Source organism: Halohasta sp. A2, from assembly GCF_056175805.1.
The window spans coordinates 14,640-29,378 of the sequence record NZ_JAQFWV010000012.1; the positions used below are offsets into that span (position 1 = coordinate 14,640).

At 62.2% G+C, this 14,739-nt stretch carries 20 protein-coding genes and 1 pseudogene; 8 read left to right on the plus strand and 13 right to left on the minus strand.

What is annotated here, in order from left to right; genetic code table 11:
* Nucleotides 1-3 precede the first annotated feature (3 nt).
* A pseudogene (locus O2S87_RS05560) lies at nucleotides 4-480 on the minus strand (multiprotein bridging factor aMBF1); the annotation flags it as partial.
* Between O2S87_RS05560 and O2S87_RS05565 the strand changes: the two are divergent.
* Nucleotides 377-679: a DUF8138 family protein gene (locus O2S87_RS05565; RefSeq protein ID WP_475407862.1), complete on the plus strand. Its 303-nt coding sequence runs from the start codon at nucleotides 377-379 to the stop codon at nucleotides 677-679. The pseudogene O2S87_RS05560 and the gene O2S87_RS05565 sit on opposite strands and share 104 nt — an antisense overlap.
* On the opposite strand, the gene O2S87_RS05570 is transcribed toward O2S87_RS05565, so the two are convergent.
* From O2S87_RS05570 to O2S87_RS05605, 8 genes are all read right to left on the minus strand, one after another.
* Nucleotides 583-1,188, minus strand: coding sequence for a CDP-alcohol phosphatidyltransferase family protein (locus O2S87_RS05570; protein ID WP_475407808.1), 606 nt, complete (start codon nucleotides 1,186-1,188; stop codon nucleotides 583-585). The genes O2S87_RS05565 and O2S87_RS05570 overlap by 97 nt on opposite strands.
* The gene (locus tag O2S87_RS05575; protein ID WP_475407809.1) at nucleotides 1,185-1,712 is read right to left on the minus strand and encodes an adenylate kinase family protein; all 528 of its coding nucleotides are present in this window, start codon (nucleotides 1,710-1,712) and stop codon (nucleotides 1,185-1,187) included. The genes O2S87_RS05570 and O2S87_RS05575 overlap by 4 nt, the downstream gene beginning before the upstream one ends.
* A complete protein-coding gene (gene hisC, locus O2S87_RS05580) occupies nucleotides 1,709-2,797 on the minus strand; it encodes a histidinol-phosphate transaminase (protein ID WP_475407810.1) in 1,089 nt (362 codons plus the stop codon). The genes O2S87_RS05575 and hisC overlap by 4 nt, the downstream gene beginning before the upstream one ends.
* 114 nt (nucleotides 2,798-2,911) lie before the next feature.
* A complete protein-coding gene (locus tag O2S87_RS05585; RefSeq protein WP_475407811.1) occupies nucleotides 2,912-3,250 on the minus strand; it encodes a (2Fe-2S) ferredoxin domain-containing protein in 339 nt (112 codons plus the stop codon).
* Nucleotides 3,247-3,981, minus strand: coding sequence for a CbtA family protein (locus tag O2S87_RS05590; RefSeq protein WP_475407812.1), 735 nt, complete (start codon nucleotides 3,979-3,981; stop codon nucleotides 3,247-3,249). Before O2S87_RS05590 ends, O2S87_RS05585 begins: the two co-directional genes overlap by 4 nt.
* A gap of 3 nt (nucleotides 3,982-3,984) precedes the next feature.
* Nucleotides 3,985-4,173 carry a CbtB domain-containing protein gene (locus tag O2S87_RS05595; RefSeq protein WP_475407813.1) on the minus strand — a complete coding sequence of 63 codons (189 nt, stop codon included), beginning with the start codon at nucleotides 4,171-4,173 and terminating at the stop codon, nucleotides 3,985-3,987.
* Nucleotides 4,174-4,230: 57 nt separating this feature from the next.
* Entirely contained in the window at nucleotides 4,231-5,220 is a 990-nt protein-coding gene (locus tag O2S87_RS05600; RefSeq protein WP_475407814.1) for a mechanosensitive ion channel family protein, read from the minus strand.
* 36 nt (nucleotides 5,221-5,256) lie between these two features.
* Entirely contained in the window at nucleotides 5,257-6,015 is a 759-nt protein-coding gene (locus tag O2S87_RS05605) for a fumarylacetoacetate hydrolase family protein (RefSeq protein ID WP_475407815.1), read from the minus strand.
* A gap of 89 nt (nucleotides 6,016-6,104) precedes the next feature.
* Here O2S87_RS05605 and O2S87_RS05610 point away from each other — a divergent pair, with 89 nt between their 5' ends.
* Nucleotides 6,105-6,836, plus strand: a complete 732-nt coding sequence (locus tag O2S87_RS05610; protein WP_475407816.1) for a metal-dependent hydrolase — start codon at nucleotides 6,105-6,107, stop codon at nucleotides 6,834-6,836.
* A gap of 78 nt (nucleotides 6,837-6,914) precedes the next feature.
* Nucleotides 6,915-7,313, plus strand: coding sequence for an OsmC family protein (locus O2S87_RS05615; protein ID WP_475407817.1), 399 nt, complete (start codon nucleotides 6,915-6,917; stop codon nucleotides 7,311-7,313).
* A gap of 97 nt (nucleotides 7,314-7,410) precedes the next feature.
* On the opposite strand, the gene O2S87_RS05620 is transcribed toward O2S87_RS05615, so the two are convergent.
* Both O2S87_RS05620 and O2S87_RS05625 read right to left on the minus strand, forming a co-directional pair.
* The gene (locus O2S87_RS05620; protein ID WP_475407818.1) at nucleotides 7,411-7,548 is read right to left on the minus strand and encodes a hypothetical protein; all 138 of its coding nucleotides are present in this window, start codon (nucleotides 7,546-7,548) and stop codon (nucleotides 7,411-7,413) included.
* Between the two features lie 70 nt (nucleotides 7,549-7,618).
* Nucleotides 7,619-8,401: an HAD-IIA family hydrolase gene (locus O2S87_RS05625; RefSeq protein ID WP_475407819.1), complete on the minus strand. Its 783-nt coding sequence runs from the start codon at nucleotides 8,399-8,401 to the stop codon at nucleotides 7,619-7,621.
* Between the two features lie 124 nt (nucleotides 8,402-8,525).
* On the opposite strand from O2S87_RS05625, the gene O2S87_RS05630 reads away from it, so the two are divergent.
* The 5 genes from O2S87_RS05630 to O2S87_RS05650 all read left to right on the plus strand — a co-directional run bounded on the left by O2S87_RS05630 (nucleotide 8,526) and on the right by O2S87_RS05650 (nucleotide 12,619).
* On the plus strand, nucleotides 8,526-9,311 hold the full coding sequence (locus O2S87_RS05630; RefSeq protein ID WP_475407820.1) for a GTP cyclohydrolase III: 786 nt from the start codon (nucleotides 8,526-8,528) through the stop codon (nucleotides 9,309-9,311).
* Between the two features lie 5 nt (nucleotides 9,312-9,316).
* On the plus strand, nucleotides 9,317-10,363 hold the full coding sequence (locus tag O2S87_RS05635; RefSeq protein ID WP_475407821.1) for a zinc-dependent alcohol dehydrogenase: 1,047 nt from the start codon (nucleotides 9,317-9,319) through the stop codon (nucleotides 10,361-10,363).
* A gap of 4 nt (nucleotides 10,364-10,367) precedes the next feature.
* Nucleotides 10,368-10,757, plus strand: coding sequence for a 6-pyruvoyl trahydropterin synthase family protein (locus O2S87_RS05640; RefSeq protein WP_475407822.1), 390 nt, complete (start codon nucleotides 10,368-10,370; stop codon nucleotides 10,755-10,757).
* The gene (locus tag O2S87_RS05645) at nucleotides 10,754-11,320 is read left to right on the plus strand and encodes a hypothetical protein (protein ID WP_475407823.1); all 567 of its coding nucleotides are present in this window, start codon (nucleotides 10,754-10,756) and stop codon (nucleotides 11,318-11,320) included. The genes O2S87_RS05640 and O2S87_RS05645 overlap by 4 nt, the downstream gene beginning before the upstream one ends.
* 303 nt (nucleotides 11,321-11,623) lie before the next feature.
* Entirely contained in the window at nucleotides 11,624-12,619 is a 996-nt protein-coding gene (locus O2S87_RS05650) for a PAS domain-containing sensor histidine kinase (protein ID WP_475407824.1), read from the plus strand.
* On the opposite strand, the gene O2S87_RS05655 is transcribed toward O2S87_RS05650, so the two are convergent.
* Both O2S87_RS05655 and O2S87_RS05660 read right to left on the minus strand, forming a co-directional pair.
* Nucleotides 12,600-13,580 carry a class I SAM-dependent methyltransferase gene (locus O2S87_RS05655; RefSeq protein ID WP_475407825.1) on the minus strand — a complete coding sequence of 327 codons (981 nt, stop codon included), beginning with the start codon at nucleotides 13,578-13,580 and terminating at the stop codon, nucleotides 12,600-12,602. The genes O2S87_RS05650 and O2S87_RS05655 overlap by 20 nt on opposite strands.
* Entirely contained in the window at nucleotides 13,577-14,719 is a 1,143-nt protein-coding gene (locus O2S87_RS05660) for a glycosyltransferase family 4 protein (RefSeq protein ID WP_475407826.1), read from the minus strand. The genes O2S87_RS05655 and O2S87_RS05660 overlap by 4 nt, the downstream gene beginning before the upstream one ends.
* Between the last annotated feature and the right edge of the window lie 20 nt (nucleotides 14,720-14,739).

Sequence of the window (14,739 nt, forward strand, 5' to 3'; positions counted from 1 at the left end):
AACTCAGTCTTTTCGCTCGACAACATCGCCGAGCGTCATCGACTGGCCCGAACCGCTGGACCACTCGGTGTTGTCGACATCGGTTCCCTCGGTCAGGGTAATATCGAGTTTGCGCTCGAGTTTGGTCTGGACGTCATCGCTCGGGAGGATGTCGCCGCGTTCGAGCTTTCGAATGAGGCTGGCTTTCTCGTTGAGGTCGTTTGCGAGCTCCTCTTGGGTTAGCCCGGCCGATTCGCGGCCCTGTCGGATGCGGTCGTCGTAGTCGGTGGCTAACTCCTCCATGTCGTCGAACATGTCCTTCTTGCGGCGGGTCGATCCACCCGAGCTGGTCGATCCGCTCGATGTCCCCGCGTTCGAGGTGCCACTGCTCGATGAGGTGGAGTACTTGCTGGTACTGCCAGTGGACTGCTGGGTTTTGACTTCCGTCCCGAACCCCGTGCAGTTCGCACAGAGTTCCAGTTCCGCACCCTCGACTTTGGTGGTGGTGAGTGACGTTTCGGTGGCACCACACATCTCACATTGGGGCATACTCACCGGTAACGTTCGACCCGGTATAAACCATACGCCGTCGGCCAGGCCCACTCAGTCGAGATCCGACCACGCGCCCCAAAAGCGCTGGAACGCAGTCAGGTGTCCGATCACCGCAAAGAAGACGAGCAGGAGTTCGATCACGCCGTAGTCACCGACTACCGGAGCCGTGTAGACAGCCGCGACGAGCCCAACGAGCGTTATCAGCACCAGTCGGTCGGCCCGCCCGACGAGCCCCCCGTAGGCTCGGCCTAACCCGACCGCCTGGATCTGTGTCCCCAAATACGAGGTCATGAGCACACCTGTAACGGCCACAAAGCCGAGCGCGAAGCTGTCGACGCCCGCGGCCAACCCACCGATAATGATAAGGTCGGCATAGCGGTCGATCACGTGATCCAAGAGGTCGCCGCCGTCCGATGCGACTCCCTGCTTTCGGGCGAGCGCGCCGTCGACCAGATCCAGCCACCCATTTAGGAGGACGAGGAGTCCCCCCACGGCGTACCACTGTGGCTCGCCGATCAGGAACGCGACTGCTGCGGCCGCCGCAACGCCCAGCGAGAGCACACTTACGCCGTTGGGCGAGAGGCCAATACTATCGGCAGCCGTGACGAACGGCGTCAGCATCCGTTCGGCGACCGGACGGAACTTGTCGAGCGTCATGCGAGGAGATACTCCGTGAAGTCGACCTCGCCAGCACTCGGTGAGCGCTCGCCGCTGATCACTGCACTGATCTCCTCAGCGACGGCCTCGGGATTACGCTCTGTGGTGTCGATCTCGTAGACTAACTCCGTGCCGTGCCGTTCGACGGCCTCCGAGAGGACAACATCGAGCGCCTCGCTTTCGGCGTTCTCGCGTGCCTTTTCGGGCGGGTCACCGCGATCCAAGAGCCGGGTTTCGAGCACATCGGGCGCACATCGAAGCACGATCACACGGTCGGCGTCGAAATGGTGGGCGAGATGGGATTCGAGAATACCCTCCCACGCTCCAAGATGGGTTTTCACGGCCCCTAAGTCGGTTATCAACGACTCGCGATCGATGTCCCGTTCGGTCCACAACCCGTGGGTTTTAATCTCGTCGTTGAGGTGAATTACGCGGTCGACGATGTCGTCAGCCAGCGATGCCGTCGCGGTCGTTTTTCCGGTTCCTGGCGTGCCGGTGACAGCGATCCGCGATGGGTCGCTCATGTGGGTGCCACCTCGGCCAGAATTCTGTTGATCGTTTCGACGGCGGTCTTCGTCTCCTCGCGGGTGCCACAGGAGATGCGAACACAGCCCGAAAGCCCGAAGCTACTGCAATCACGGATGATCACGCCCTCGGCTTGGCTTCGCTCGGCGACGTGGCTTGCGTCGCCAACATCGGCAAGAACGAAGTTACCGGCGCTCTCGAAGGTCGGCGCATCGAGGTTTTCGTAGATGTAGTCGCGTGCCCACGCTGCGGTCTCGACCGACTGGTCGACGTGTGCGTCGTCGTCGAGGGCTGCGAGTGCGGCCCGACAGGCGAGTTCGTTGGCCGCAAACGGGGTGTTGACGCGGCCGTAGGCATCGGCCCACGCTCGGGGCACAACCCCGTAACCGATCCGAAGGCCGGCGAGGCCGTACGCCTTCGAGAACGTTCGGAGAACCGCCACGTTCTCGTAGTCGTCGACCAACCCGATGCTACTCGGTCGGTCGGAGTACTCGCCATAGGCCTCGTCGACCACGACGAGCGTCTGGTCGTCGACTGCTTCGAGTAGCGTCGTGATCTCTCCGCGAGCCCACTCGCTGCCGGTCGGGTTGTGCGGTGAGGTGAGATGGACGATCCGCTCGCCGTCGTAGGCTTCGAGGACGATGTCGGCGGTCTGGGCGAAGTCATCGTCCTTCGAAAGGCCGTAGGTCGAGACCTCACCGTGATGGTGACGGGCACTCATCGAATAGTAAGAAAATCCCGGTTCGGGGACGAGTACCGACTGGCCGGGATCGAGCATTGCTCGCGAAAGGTAGTCGATCGCACCGTCGGCTCCCGGTGAGAGCCACACCTGCTCGCTGGCCAGGTCCCACTTTCGGGCCAGCTTCTCGGTGAGGTCCGTGTGGGCGGCCTTCGGATACACGTGCAGTCCCTCGCGGGCGCGCTCGCAGACGGCGTCGACGGCCTTGGGGCTGGAGCCGTGGGGGTTTTCGTTCGACGAGAGTTTGATGAGGTCGTCGGGGTCGAGTCCGAGGTCGCGGGCGACCTCCTCGATCCCACGGCCCGGCACGTACGGGCTGGTCGCGGAGAGATCCCGTGGTTGCATAGTCGTGGGATGCAGACGCCAGCCCTTAAGCGTGATTACACGTCGCTGTGGGCGGTCTCACGTTGTGTCGACGACTCGACGGTTGTGGGTCGAAAACAGGACGGTAGCCACCGACTATTTATACGAGTCGACGTCGGTGCGTTCCGCATCTGGGCCGAAAACGGATTCGAGCAGGGCCGGGACGTCACTCGGCTGGACATCGGAGAACCACTCGTTGTGGGGTTGCACCGAGATCGCGGTTCCACCCTCGCTACAGAGACCGAGACAGCCGGTTTCGGCCACCGACACTGTCGACCAGAAGGCATCGCGGTCACGAAGCCACGATTTGACCGCGGTCACTGTCTGGTCGCCACCAGCGTCTGCACAGCAGGCGTACTCCGACTGCCGGCTGTTCGTACAGACCAGCACATGGGCGTCGAGTCGCTCGCGATGTTCGTCAGTCCGGTGTTTCATGCTGATTCTGCGGTCGACTCCGTTCGGGAGAAGTTGGGTGTTGACTGATTACGTCGCTGGAGCCAGCTGACCGTTGCCGCAATCACGAGCCAGATGCCCGCCTGCCCAGCGGCGACCATCGCCTGGTACGCGACGACGAGATCGGTCGACAGCTCCGGATGCGAGACAACTGTCGGCGTGAGCGCTGGCAGGAGGATGGCGGTGGCAACGAGCGGGGCCGATCCGACAGCGAGTCCAACGAGTCGGGTACCTGGGGCGGTTCGTCGGTAGAACTCGATGGCTGCCGCCGAGACGGCGATCCCGACAACAACGAGTCCACCGTAAATCGCTAGACGAGTGTCGACGGTGTAGAGCTGGTCGGAGAGGGGTGTCGACGGTGGAAGAACGAGCCACGGCGTTACCGAAACGGAAACGAACCCCACACCGGCTGCGACGTAGGGTTTGACCGCATCGGTGCCGGGGATCGCCGGCTCAAACACGAACAGCGCGAGTCCGAACACGCCACCGAGAAAGATCGCCCACAGCAGGCCGCCACCGATGCTGACGAGCGCGGTCGTCGACTCGGTGACGACGCCAGCCGACTCTTGTGCGTGGTGACCGTGACTGTGGCCGCTTTCGAGGTTGTGTATCGACTCGGTCAGTGGGTTTGCGACGACCGCCATATACAGCCCATAGGCGATACCCGCGACGCCACCGCCGAGTACGCCGCGTTTGAGATACTCGAAGATCATCGATCAGTGGCAGGCGACCCCGGCGGCGTGGCGAAAGTCGTGCAGCGAGTCGTGGACCATCGGTTCTTGGACGAGCACAAGCGCGAACGTGATCGCGGCGGCGAACGCGATGAGCGTCGCAGCCTGAACCGGCGTGAGCGTCGATCGGGCAATACGGAGTCTGTTCGAAACGGTGTCGTTCGTGTGAGTCATGAAAGTGTACTTTGTCTACTGAAAATGAGATTGTAAAACTTGTGGTTCGTGGGCTCGTCACTGCTGGCGCTGGCCGGGATGCTCAGGAGTGGTCCAGGGGGGCTCGGTTCCATCCAGCGAGACCGACGCGTGACCGCTCGTCTCGTCGAATACGTGGTGGGTGTGGGGGTAGGCCACCGAGACATCCGTTTCGGCGAGTTCGGCCCAGAACTCCCGGTAGACCTTCGAGCGAACCCGTTTCGGATAGTAGGGTTCGAACACCCAGAATCGGAGTTCAAGTCGGATTCCGTGGTCGCCCAAGCCGTCGACGAACGCGGTCGGCGCAGCGGGATATCGGTTGCCGCCCATCCTGATCGACGGGCCGCCGTCGACGACCTCGTCGATATGTCGGCCAGCGCGTTCGAGGGATTCGAGTGCGGTTTCGAGGTCGCTTTCGTAGGTGATCGTGAGTTGGATCGAGAGCCACGAGCGCTCGTCGCTATCGCTGTAGTTGATGACGTCTCGGCGGTGAATGCTGTCGTTCGGGATCACGAGCGTTGTGTTTTCGAGCGTGTGAACCTTCGTGTACCGGAGTGTGATCTCGCGAACGTACCCCAGCTGCTCGGTGTCGACGAGTTCGATCATGTCGCCGACCTCGTAGGGGCGGTTGACCATCACGAACAGGCCGTTGATCAGGCTCCCGATGATAGGTGCCATGATGTACGCGATCGCCGCGGTCAGCACTGTGACAGACAACAGCACGTTCTCGGGTTGATAACCGAACACGTTGGCGACCGTGAACAGGGCGAACACCATGACGATCGCGCGAAACACACCGAGAAGCGTCTCCGCGACACTGACACGCGGGACCTGCTTAAGAAAGTGGGGCCGAATCAGTTTCGCGACAAGCTTCGCTCCGAACCAGCCCACAAGGAGAACACACAGCCCTACAGCCCACGGAACGTAGGGCCGAAGAACCTCGGGAACGAGTTGGCCGAATGAGAGTTGAAACAGCTGAAACATACAGTCGACCGATTCGACACCGACCCAGACAGGGTTACTGCCCACCTACCGTCCGGGTAGTCGTCGACTACCATCCAGTAGCTACTGACTACGGTCCACGCAGTGCTCCGAGGGTGCGCGAACGTCGTGTTCCAGCGTGCCGATTCCCTCGATGTCGACTTCGACGTGATCGCCGTCCGACAGTGGACCGACGCCGGCGGGCGTGCCGGTCGAGATCACGTCGCCAGCCTCCAGGGTGAGATGGGTCGTAATCTCGGCGATCAGCGCGGGCACCGAGAAGATGAACTGGTCGATCGTCGACGACTGTTTGGTCTCACTGTTGACTCGGAGTTCGATCGTGGCGTCGTCGTCGAGTTCGTCGGGTGTCGCAAGCACCGGCCCCATCGGGGCGGCGTTGTCGAAGGCTTTGCCGCGGACCCAGTTCTGTTCGCGGTCCTGATCGTCGCGGTTCGAGATGTCGTTGAAACAGGTGTAACCCTCGACGACGTCCATCGCCTCGCTCTCTGGGACGTTTCGACACTGCTGGCCGATGACGACCGCGAGTTCGGCCTCCCAGTCGACGCGTTCGGCGCCTGCGGGCAGCGTGACCGTATCGCCGTGCGAGGCGACCGTGTTCGGCGTTTTGAAAAACAACAGTGGCCGCTCGGGGAGTTCGGAGTCTCGTTCGGCGGCGTGGTCGGCGTAGTTGAGTCCGACACAGACGATTTTCGAAGGCTGGGTCGGTGCAATCACGTCGACGTCGTTCATTTCGTACTCGCGAGCGCCGAACCGAATTCGTCCGTCTTCGACGGTGCCACGGCGGATCGAGCCAGCCGGATCACGGAACCGAATATAGTGCATAGAGAGAGTGTTTCGGAGTGAGTAAAAAAGCGTTTGCCACCCTATTTTGCTTGTGTAGTTTTATGTGGCTGCTGGCGGTAGTTTCGCCCATGACGTTCGAACTCACGTGGCACGGACATTCGACATGGCATGTTGCCGTCGACGACACCACCCTACTGATCGACCCGTTTTTCGACAATCCAGCGACGGATCTCGATCCGAGCGATGTCGACACGCCGGACTACGTCCTCCTTACCCACGGCCACGCCGACCACATCGCCCACGCCCCCGAGTTCAGCGAATCGACACTGGTCGCGACGCCCGAAATCGTGGGCTACGCGAACGCCGAGATGGGATTCGAGGATGCGGTCGGCGGCATTGGTATGAACCTCGGCGGTACCGTCGAGTGCGGCGACGCCTTCGTGTCGATGGTTCGTGCTGATCACACCAACGGGATCAATACCGAACACGAGTACGAAGGCGGGATGCCCGCAGGGTTCGTCATCAGCGATACCAAGCCAACCCAAGTAACAGACGAGGAGTCGACCACCTTCTACCACGCGGGCGACACCAGCCTGATGACCGAGATGCGCGAGGTAATTGGCCCCTACTTGGAGCCTGACGCCGCCGCGGTGCCGATCGGCGACCACTTCACGATGGGACCGTGGCAGGCCGCCGTCGCCGTCGACTGGCTCGACGTCGAACACGCCTTCCCGATGCATTACGGCACGTTCCCACCGATCGACGTCGACCCCGACGACTGGACGCGCGAGGTGCAGGCAACCGGGAGCGATGCCGAAACCCACGTTCTCGACGGTGACGAAACGTTCGTTCTCGAGTAGAACGCACACGATTCATATTCAGTTTGACTCGGCGAGTGAGCAAGGTTTAGGACGCTCGCAGGCGTCGACCGAGACGCAATGACTGATATTGAGACCACCACAGTAAGCGAACAGGGTTACGCAAGCACGAGTCAGGTCGGCGACTTCGAACTCTCGATTGACGCCACCGACGAGACGGGTCCGAACCCCAACGCCGTTCTCGTGGCCGACTACGCCTCCTGTTTCCTGCCCGCGTTCCGCGTCGGAGGCAACAAGGAGGGCTTCGACGATCTCGGGACGATCCAGATCGACGCCGAGGCCGACCTCGACGACGAGGATGACCTGTCGGCGATCCGCTTTACCATCCACGTCGAAGCCGACCTCGACGACGACGAGTTCGACGCTATCGTCGAGCGCGCTGAGGGCATCTGTCACGTTCACGCCGCACTCAAAGAGGCGCTCCACGCCGAAATCGACGTCCACGGCGGCGCGTTCTAACGTCGACCCGCAGACGCTCCGCGAAGAGCTTTTTTATAAGTACGTCGACGCTGTGCGCACTCGGCCGGTACCTGTTAGATAAAAACGGAGCGACCGATCACTGGTGAGTTCGGTGGTAGCTCCGGTACGTCATCGCCTCGCCATCGATAATGACGACATCCCGTCCTTCGGGGTCGTGGCTGGCTGGCTGCGGCGGTTCGTCGCCGAAGACGTACGGTGTGTCACTCGGTTCCATACCTATCGCTTACCGCCAGTACGTATAAATCTTTGTCAGACACTCTCACACATGGTATGGGGTCGGTTACTCACTCGTCCAGAATCGTCTCGATTTCGGCCAGCGAGTCGACGACGTAGTCGGGTGTGATCGGGGAGTTCGCCAGCCGTTGGTCGTCGGTGATCCCGGTTCGGACGAGCACGGTCGACATCCCAGCGGCTTCACCGAGTGCGATGTCGGTGTCGAGCCGATCGCCGACGACCAGACAGTCGTCGGCTGGCAACCCGAGTGAATCGACGACCGTTCGGCGAGCGAGTGCTGAGGGTTTGCCACAGACGAGGTCGACCGACCGGTCTGTGACGCCCTCGATGGCGTGGATCATCGCGCCCGAGCCGGGGATGTTGGGACCTTCCTGAGGGATCAACATATCCGGATCGGTCCCGATGAACGGGATCGGTCGGTCGAGCGCGATGATGGCCTGAGACAGCGACTCGTAGCCGAACTCGCGGTCAATCGAGGCCACCAGCACGTCGGCGTCTGTGGGGTCGTCGGTGAGTTGTAGCTCCGCCGCCTCCAGTTGCGCGTCGACGCCCGGGTCGCCGATCACGAACAGCGCGTCGTCGCGATGCTCGCGGGTTAAATACTCCGTCGTGATCGTTCCGGCGGTCACCACCTCCTCGGCGTCGACATCGAAGCCAGCGTTTGCGAACCGGGCTTCGTAGGCTGCCGGCGGTTTCGTGGGGTTGTTCGACAGAAACACGCGGTCGAGACCCGCCGACTCGACGGCGGCTAACCCCTCGGCAGCGCCCGGAATCGGGTCACTTCCCCGGACGACCGTCCCGTCGACATCCAGAATAATTCCACGGTATGACATGTGTAGACGTTGTACGAGACCGAATTGAATCCCGCGATTTGGTGCCGCTGGTCGAATGTCAGCCAGAAGATGATTCACCCGAACGGAAAGACCCAATGTGTAGGCGCTCGATTGTCGATACACCGTGACGATTACTCAGTTGACGCTCGTTCAGATCGACAACTACGGGCCTTGGACGGTGACGCCCGAGCCGCGACGCGAGATGGACCTCCAGACGCTCCAATCGCGACTGTTCGCGGATATCGCCCAGTGGATCGGTGGCCGCGGCGGCTACGTTTTTTTCACTCGATTCGATAATATGATCGCGGTTACCAACGGCATCGACCGCGAGGCGCACGCCACACTCCAAGAGAGCATCGGCAACCGCTATCCAGTGACGATCAGTCTCGGCGTCGACGTCGCAGAGACGCCAGCGGCCGCGCTCGATGGGGCAACCGAGCGGCTCCAGAACGCCGGCAGCGCCCAGGACAAAAACCGGACCGAAGTGCTCGCTGGTCAGTTTCTCGAAACGACCGACACAGACGGCGAAGCGGTCCACATCGCCCACTTCGACGTCAACGATGCGACAGGCAAGTACACCGACCAGCTCAACGAGTTCGACTCGTTCATCCACATCGAACGGAGCTACGCCTCGCTGATGGAGTATCTCCGCAAGGCCCACGGCGGTCTCTCGTTTTTCGTCGGCGGCGACAACATCATCGCGGTCTGTCCGCCACTGTCGGCCGAGGCGTATCAGGACGCCCTTGACCACGTCGACCGAGATGTGGGCGTCGACCTGAAAGTCGGCATCGGTCGCGGGGCGAGCGCCCACGAGGCCGGAATGGCCGCCAAACACGCGCTTGAAGACTGCCGCTACGACGGCACGACAGTTGAGTTCGCACAGCCACCGATTCCGACGAGCGACGACTAACACGCATGACTCGCCGACGATCCCTCTACTTCGTCGACCCCGGCGAGGTCGAGGTTCGCGAGGAGCCGCTTGCAGCGCCCGAAGCCGACCAACTCCGCGTTCGAACCCTGGCTTCGGCGATCAGCCCGGGCACTGAACTGCTGGTTTACAGTGGCGAGGCACCCGCCGAGATGTCGACTGACACGACGCTCGAAGCGCTTTCGGGCTCGCTTTCGTATCCACTCAACTACGGCTATTCGGCAGTTGGGGTTGTCGAGGCTGTCGGCGACGAGGTCGACCCCGAGTGGCTCGATCGGCGTGTGTTCGCGTTTCACCCGCACGAAAGTCAGTTCTGTGCGACCGTCGACGAACTCACAGTGGTCCCTGAGGAGATCCCGACCGCACAGGCGACGCTCCTACCGACCGTCGAAACGGCCGCCACGCTCGTGCTCGATGGCGCACCGAAAGTCGGCGAGCGGGTGGCCGTCTTCGGCCAGGGGCTGATCGGGCTCACCACGACCGCCCTGTTGGGCCGGTTTCCGCTCTCGAAACTGGTGACCGTCGACTACAGCGACCACCGGCGGGATCTCTCACGTCGGCTGGGGGCCACTGCGAGCGTCGAGCCAGACGACCTCGACACCGTACTGACGCTGCCAGGCGACGATTCGAGCGCGTCGGCGGTCACCGAGAACGGAACCGATCTGACGTACGAGCTATCGGGAAATCCCGATGCGCTCGATGCGGCGGTGTCGACGACGGGCTACGACGGCCGGATTATCGTCGGCTCGTGGTACGGAACCAAGCCGACCGAACTCGACCTCGGCGGGCGGTTCCACCGGAGTCGGATCTCGCTTTCGAGCAGCCAAGTTAGTACGATCGACCCCACACTTCGAGGACGGTGGGATCGGAGTCGACGGATGGCGCTCGCGTGGGACCTACTCGACGAGCTGTCGCTCGGCTCGCTACTCACTGACCAGTATCCGATCGAGGAGGCAGCGGCGGCGTACGAGGCGCTGGAAGCCGGGACCGACGGCATGGTGGGGACACTCTTTAGCTACGACGACTCGTTGTAGAGGTATGTACACGGTTTCGGTTCGTCGACCGTTCATCGCCCAGCATTTTCTCACCGTTCCGGACCCCGGCCCGGAGGGTACGCTCCACTCTCACCAGTTCACAGCCGTCGTAGAGTTCGAGGGCAACCAACTCGACGAGTACGGCTACCTGGTCGACATCGATGCGATCAACGCGGCGATCGATACCGTGATCGGCCGGTACGAGGAGACGACGCTCAACGACCAGCCGGCGTTCGAGGGGCTGAATCCGAGCGTCGAACACTTCTCTCGGATCGTCTGCGAGGAGTTGGTCGGCGAGACTGCCGTTTCGACACCCGACCGGATTCGCGTTCGGCTGTGGGAAGACGATCGAGCGTTTGCCAGCTACGAACAGCCACTCGCGCCGACGAGATGAGCCGTCGACGGTGGCTCGCACTCGCCGTGGTGATCTGTCTCGGTGTTGCAGTGACCTCCCGGCTGCCGTTCTATCGGCTTCGACTCTGTGTGAGTCGGGCGCTCGTGGCGGTTCCGGACTGGCTGGTTCCTCGGCGGTTCGGCGTGTTGCCACCGCCGGCTCCCGAGTACGTCGGCGTCTGGGACGTGCCGCCGACCGACGCACGAACGCGGCTCCGCTCGGAGTTCGGCTTTCACCAGCTAGTCAGGGCCTACTTCCACTGCTACGAGCGTGAGGACCGAACCGTCCACGAGGTCGGTAGCTACGTCTACCGGCCGGCTGGCGTCTTCGGTTCACACCAGCTTCACGTCAGATTGTTTCCGACCAACGCGGGCCAAACCGAAATCTGGTGTCACTGGGAGCGGAACCCGAACGTCTCACCGATCGCCCACCTCAGGGAGATCGGCTACGATCCGGCCGAAGGCGAGCGTCGAGTCCGCGAGATACTACAGGACGAACCGCTGTCGACACCAGCGAGTCGTGATGGCTCGGTCGACGCGCGGGCGCGCTACCCGGGTTCCTGACGACACCTACCTTCTGCCCGACTGGTAACTCTCGTACAACTGGCTTATTTTCCGGTAAGTTTAATATTTATGCATATGAAGGCTAGATGAATCCAGTACGGGCAACTCTAATCGAAGAAAAATGATTTGTAAGGCACAAAAACGAAAATTTCCGTTCAAACGTGAGATTAGATTTCACCGGCAGTCTATCGATCGGACCAAACCGATATGCTCGGCAACCGACGCGACAGGACGTCGATTGAGTCCACAACGTCGTCGGTGGGCACGTTGGCAACGGTGTCACTGTCGGAGTGGAACGCTACAATGAACACAGCGGACGAAAAGCGGTTTCACTACCTGTTCGAGCTGATCGGCGATCCGGTTGTTGAGTTCGAACTGGTCGACGGAGTGCCGATCGTTCGAACGGTCAATCCAGCGTTCGTCGAGGTGTTTGGCTACCCTCGCGAGGAGTTGCTCGGCGCGTCGCTCAACGAGTTCATCGTTCCGGAGGCGGCGACCGCCGAATCGGTCCGCTTCGACAGACGAACTGCCGACGGCAAGCACAACTCGGGAGTTGTGACGCGTCTCTCCGCGGAGGGTCCCCGCGACTTCCTCTATCGCGGTGTGCCCTACAGCCACACCGACTCGAAGCTCGGTTTCGCGATCTACACGGATATCACCGAGCGAACCCGTCGCGAACGGGAGCTGAAGAACCAGCGGGATCGCCTCGAAGCGTTCACAAAGATTCTCTCTCACGACATCAGAAACCCACTGGCCGTCGCGAAAGGCCGTGTGTCGATGATCGATCACGAGGACGCTGAGACGATTCTGCGGAACCTGGACCGTATCGAAGCGATCGTCGGCGACGTGCTCACGATTGCGTGGAGCGGACGGGACGTCGAGGCCGTCGAACCGATCAAGCTGTCGGCGGTCGCCGACCAGTGTTGGGAGAACGTCGAGACGAAACAGGCGACATTGGAGGTCGAAACCGACGGGACAATCGAAGCCGACAGGAGTCGACTCCAGCAGTTGTTCGAGAACCTGTTTCGAAACAGCATCGAACACGGCGGCGAGGACGTCACTGTCGCTGTCGGTGTTTGCGAGTCGGTCGACGGCTTTTACGTTGCTGACGACGGGCCCGGAATCACGGCCGACGAACACGATGCAGTGTTCGACAGGGGCTACTCGACAACAACCGGTGGCACCGGATTGGGGCTCTCGATCGTCGACAGCGTGATCGCGGCCCACGATTGGGACGTCTCACTCACCGAAAGTGACCGCAACGGTGCACAGTTCGTTATCACTGGCGTCGACTGCTGACCTCGGCCGGAACGCGTGCGAGCACGTCGAGGTGGTGTGCAACGAGCGTGAGCTCACCACGCGCCAGTTGGCCCCGTCGAGCGTCGACCCACGTCGCCCGGGTCGACGGCGCAAGCACCTCGGCCGGATAGTCGGCCAGCGCGCCGTCGATCGTCGACAGGAGATGCGCGAGCACGGTCGACTCCGCGCCGGGGTATGCGCCCGCAGTCGGTCGGATCACCCAGTCACCACCCCCGGCTTCGAGCAGCCGGTAGCCCGCAGCCGGCAACACGTCCAGGAGCTGTTGGCCTGCTCGGCTGCTTCCGGGCTGGTCTCGAATCTCGTCCATATGTCGGTGATACAGTCGTTCGATCCGACCGTCGAGCGGATGGGGTGGCGTAAACGAGGTGTGCCCATTGAACGTCATCGGTGCGTACAGCAGCCCACCACCGCTATCGTCACTATCGTCGACGGCTGGGCCATCGCCAGCTTCGTCGCCACCATCGAACAGCTTCGAAAGCCGGTCGACCGCCGGTTCGAGGTCGACCAGATCCAACACGGCCGAGGCGATCACGGCGTCGGCTGCGTCGGTGATCTCGAAGGCGTCGGCGACCTCCAGTGTGATTTCGATCTGCTGGTTGGGGCCATCGGCCCGTTCTCGTTGAGCAACGAGTCGATCGAACTCCGAGTCGACCGTATAGCCCGCGTCCCGTAACCACTGGGGGAGTCGGTCGCGGGCGACAGCGATCGTCTCACTGTCGAGGTCGACCGCACGGTAGGAGGTGCGAGCCGGAAGGGCGTCCCACTCGGCGAGCCGCGCGAGCATCGAGCCGGTTCCGGCCCCGATTTCGACGATCCGAACCGGTCGATCCGGGTCGGTAGGGGCGGAGAGTTCCTCAACGAACCGATCCCAGACCTGCCGGTTGAGCGCCCGATCCTCGATTGTCCGTTTCGCTGTGAGATACTCGACAAACCGACTCACTGTTTCTCACCTCGCGGGGGGCTCGAAGGGGATTCTTTTGCGGTGGAGCTGTCGACGTTAGCTGGCGAGTCAGTCGCCGCGGCCTGCAGTCGCGCCCGAACGGTGGACAGCGTTTCGTCCCACGTCGGATGGGTGGCCGCCGTTTCGAGCGCTGCTACACCGAGGTCGCCCAGTCGACGACGATCAGTAGCCCACTCGGCGAGCAGGTCGGCGATTCGAGCGTCGGCTCCCGGCTCGACCAGCGCCCCTGTCTCACCATCCGTAATGAACTCGCTTGCGCCGCCCGTGGCGCTGGCTATCGGGACGACGCCGTACTCCATGGCTTCGAGATACACCATCCCGAACCCCTCGTACTCGGAGGGCACACAGAGAACGTGGCTGGATTCGAGTTCGGCGACGAGTTCGTTGTCGGTGAGTTCGCCGGTGAACTCGACGCAGTCGTCGACGCCCAGTGTGTGGGCCAAACTCTGTGCACGGTTCGCGTAGGCAGGCTCGGGGTCGTGACTACCGATTACAGTCAGCTCCCAGTCGCAACCGTCGTCGTCCGTGAGGCGTCCAACCGCCGACAGCAGTGTCGTGAGTCCCTTTCGGGCGACGAGATTACCGACAAACACGATGCGAAGCGGTCCTTCGGTGGATCGCTGTCGTACCTGGGCTTCAGTACACGCGGGCCCTTCGATTCGCCCTGCTGGTGGCGCGACGAGACGGTCGGCGCGGCCCGTTGCGAGTCGGCTGACGCGTCGACAGGTGAACTCGCTCGTACAGATCGCTGTGTCGGCCGAATCGAGATACGCTTTCTCGATCCAGCGTCGAACGCGTGGCAGCCGTCCCGGCTGGTCAGACTGGAGGTGATGAACGAGCCCGACGATTGCAACGGGACGCCTCAGATGGTGATTCACCCGCCAGAGCGACGGATGGCAGAGTTCGTCCTGCACCAACACGTCGACCGGCCGATCCAGCCGTGATCGAAGCTGTGGAGTGAATCCGCCGAGGACGTTGCGCCAGTACGACCGCCACGGAAGCGAGATAACGTCGACCGTGTCACCCTCGGCTCGCAGGAAGTCGACGAGTTTGCGGTCGTACCGGTAGCCGCCGGAGGTCTGATCGATCCCGCCGTAAACGACGAATCCAACGTGCATGGTGTGTCTACCGCTTCGGT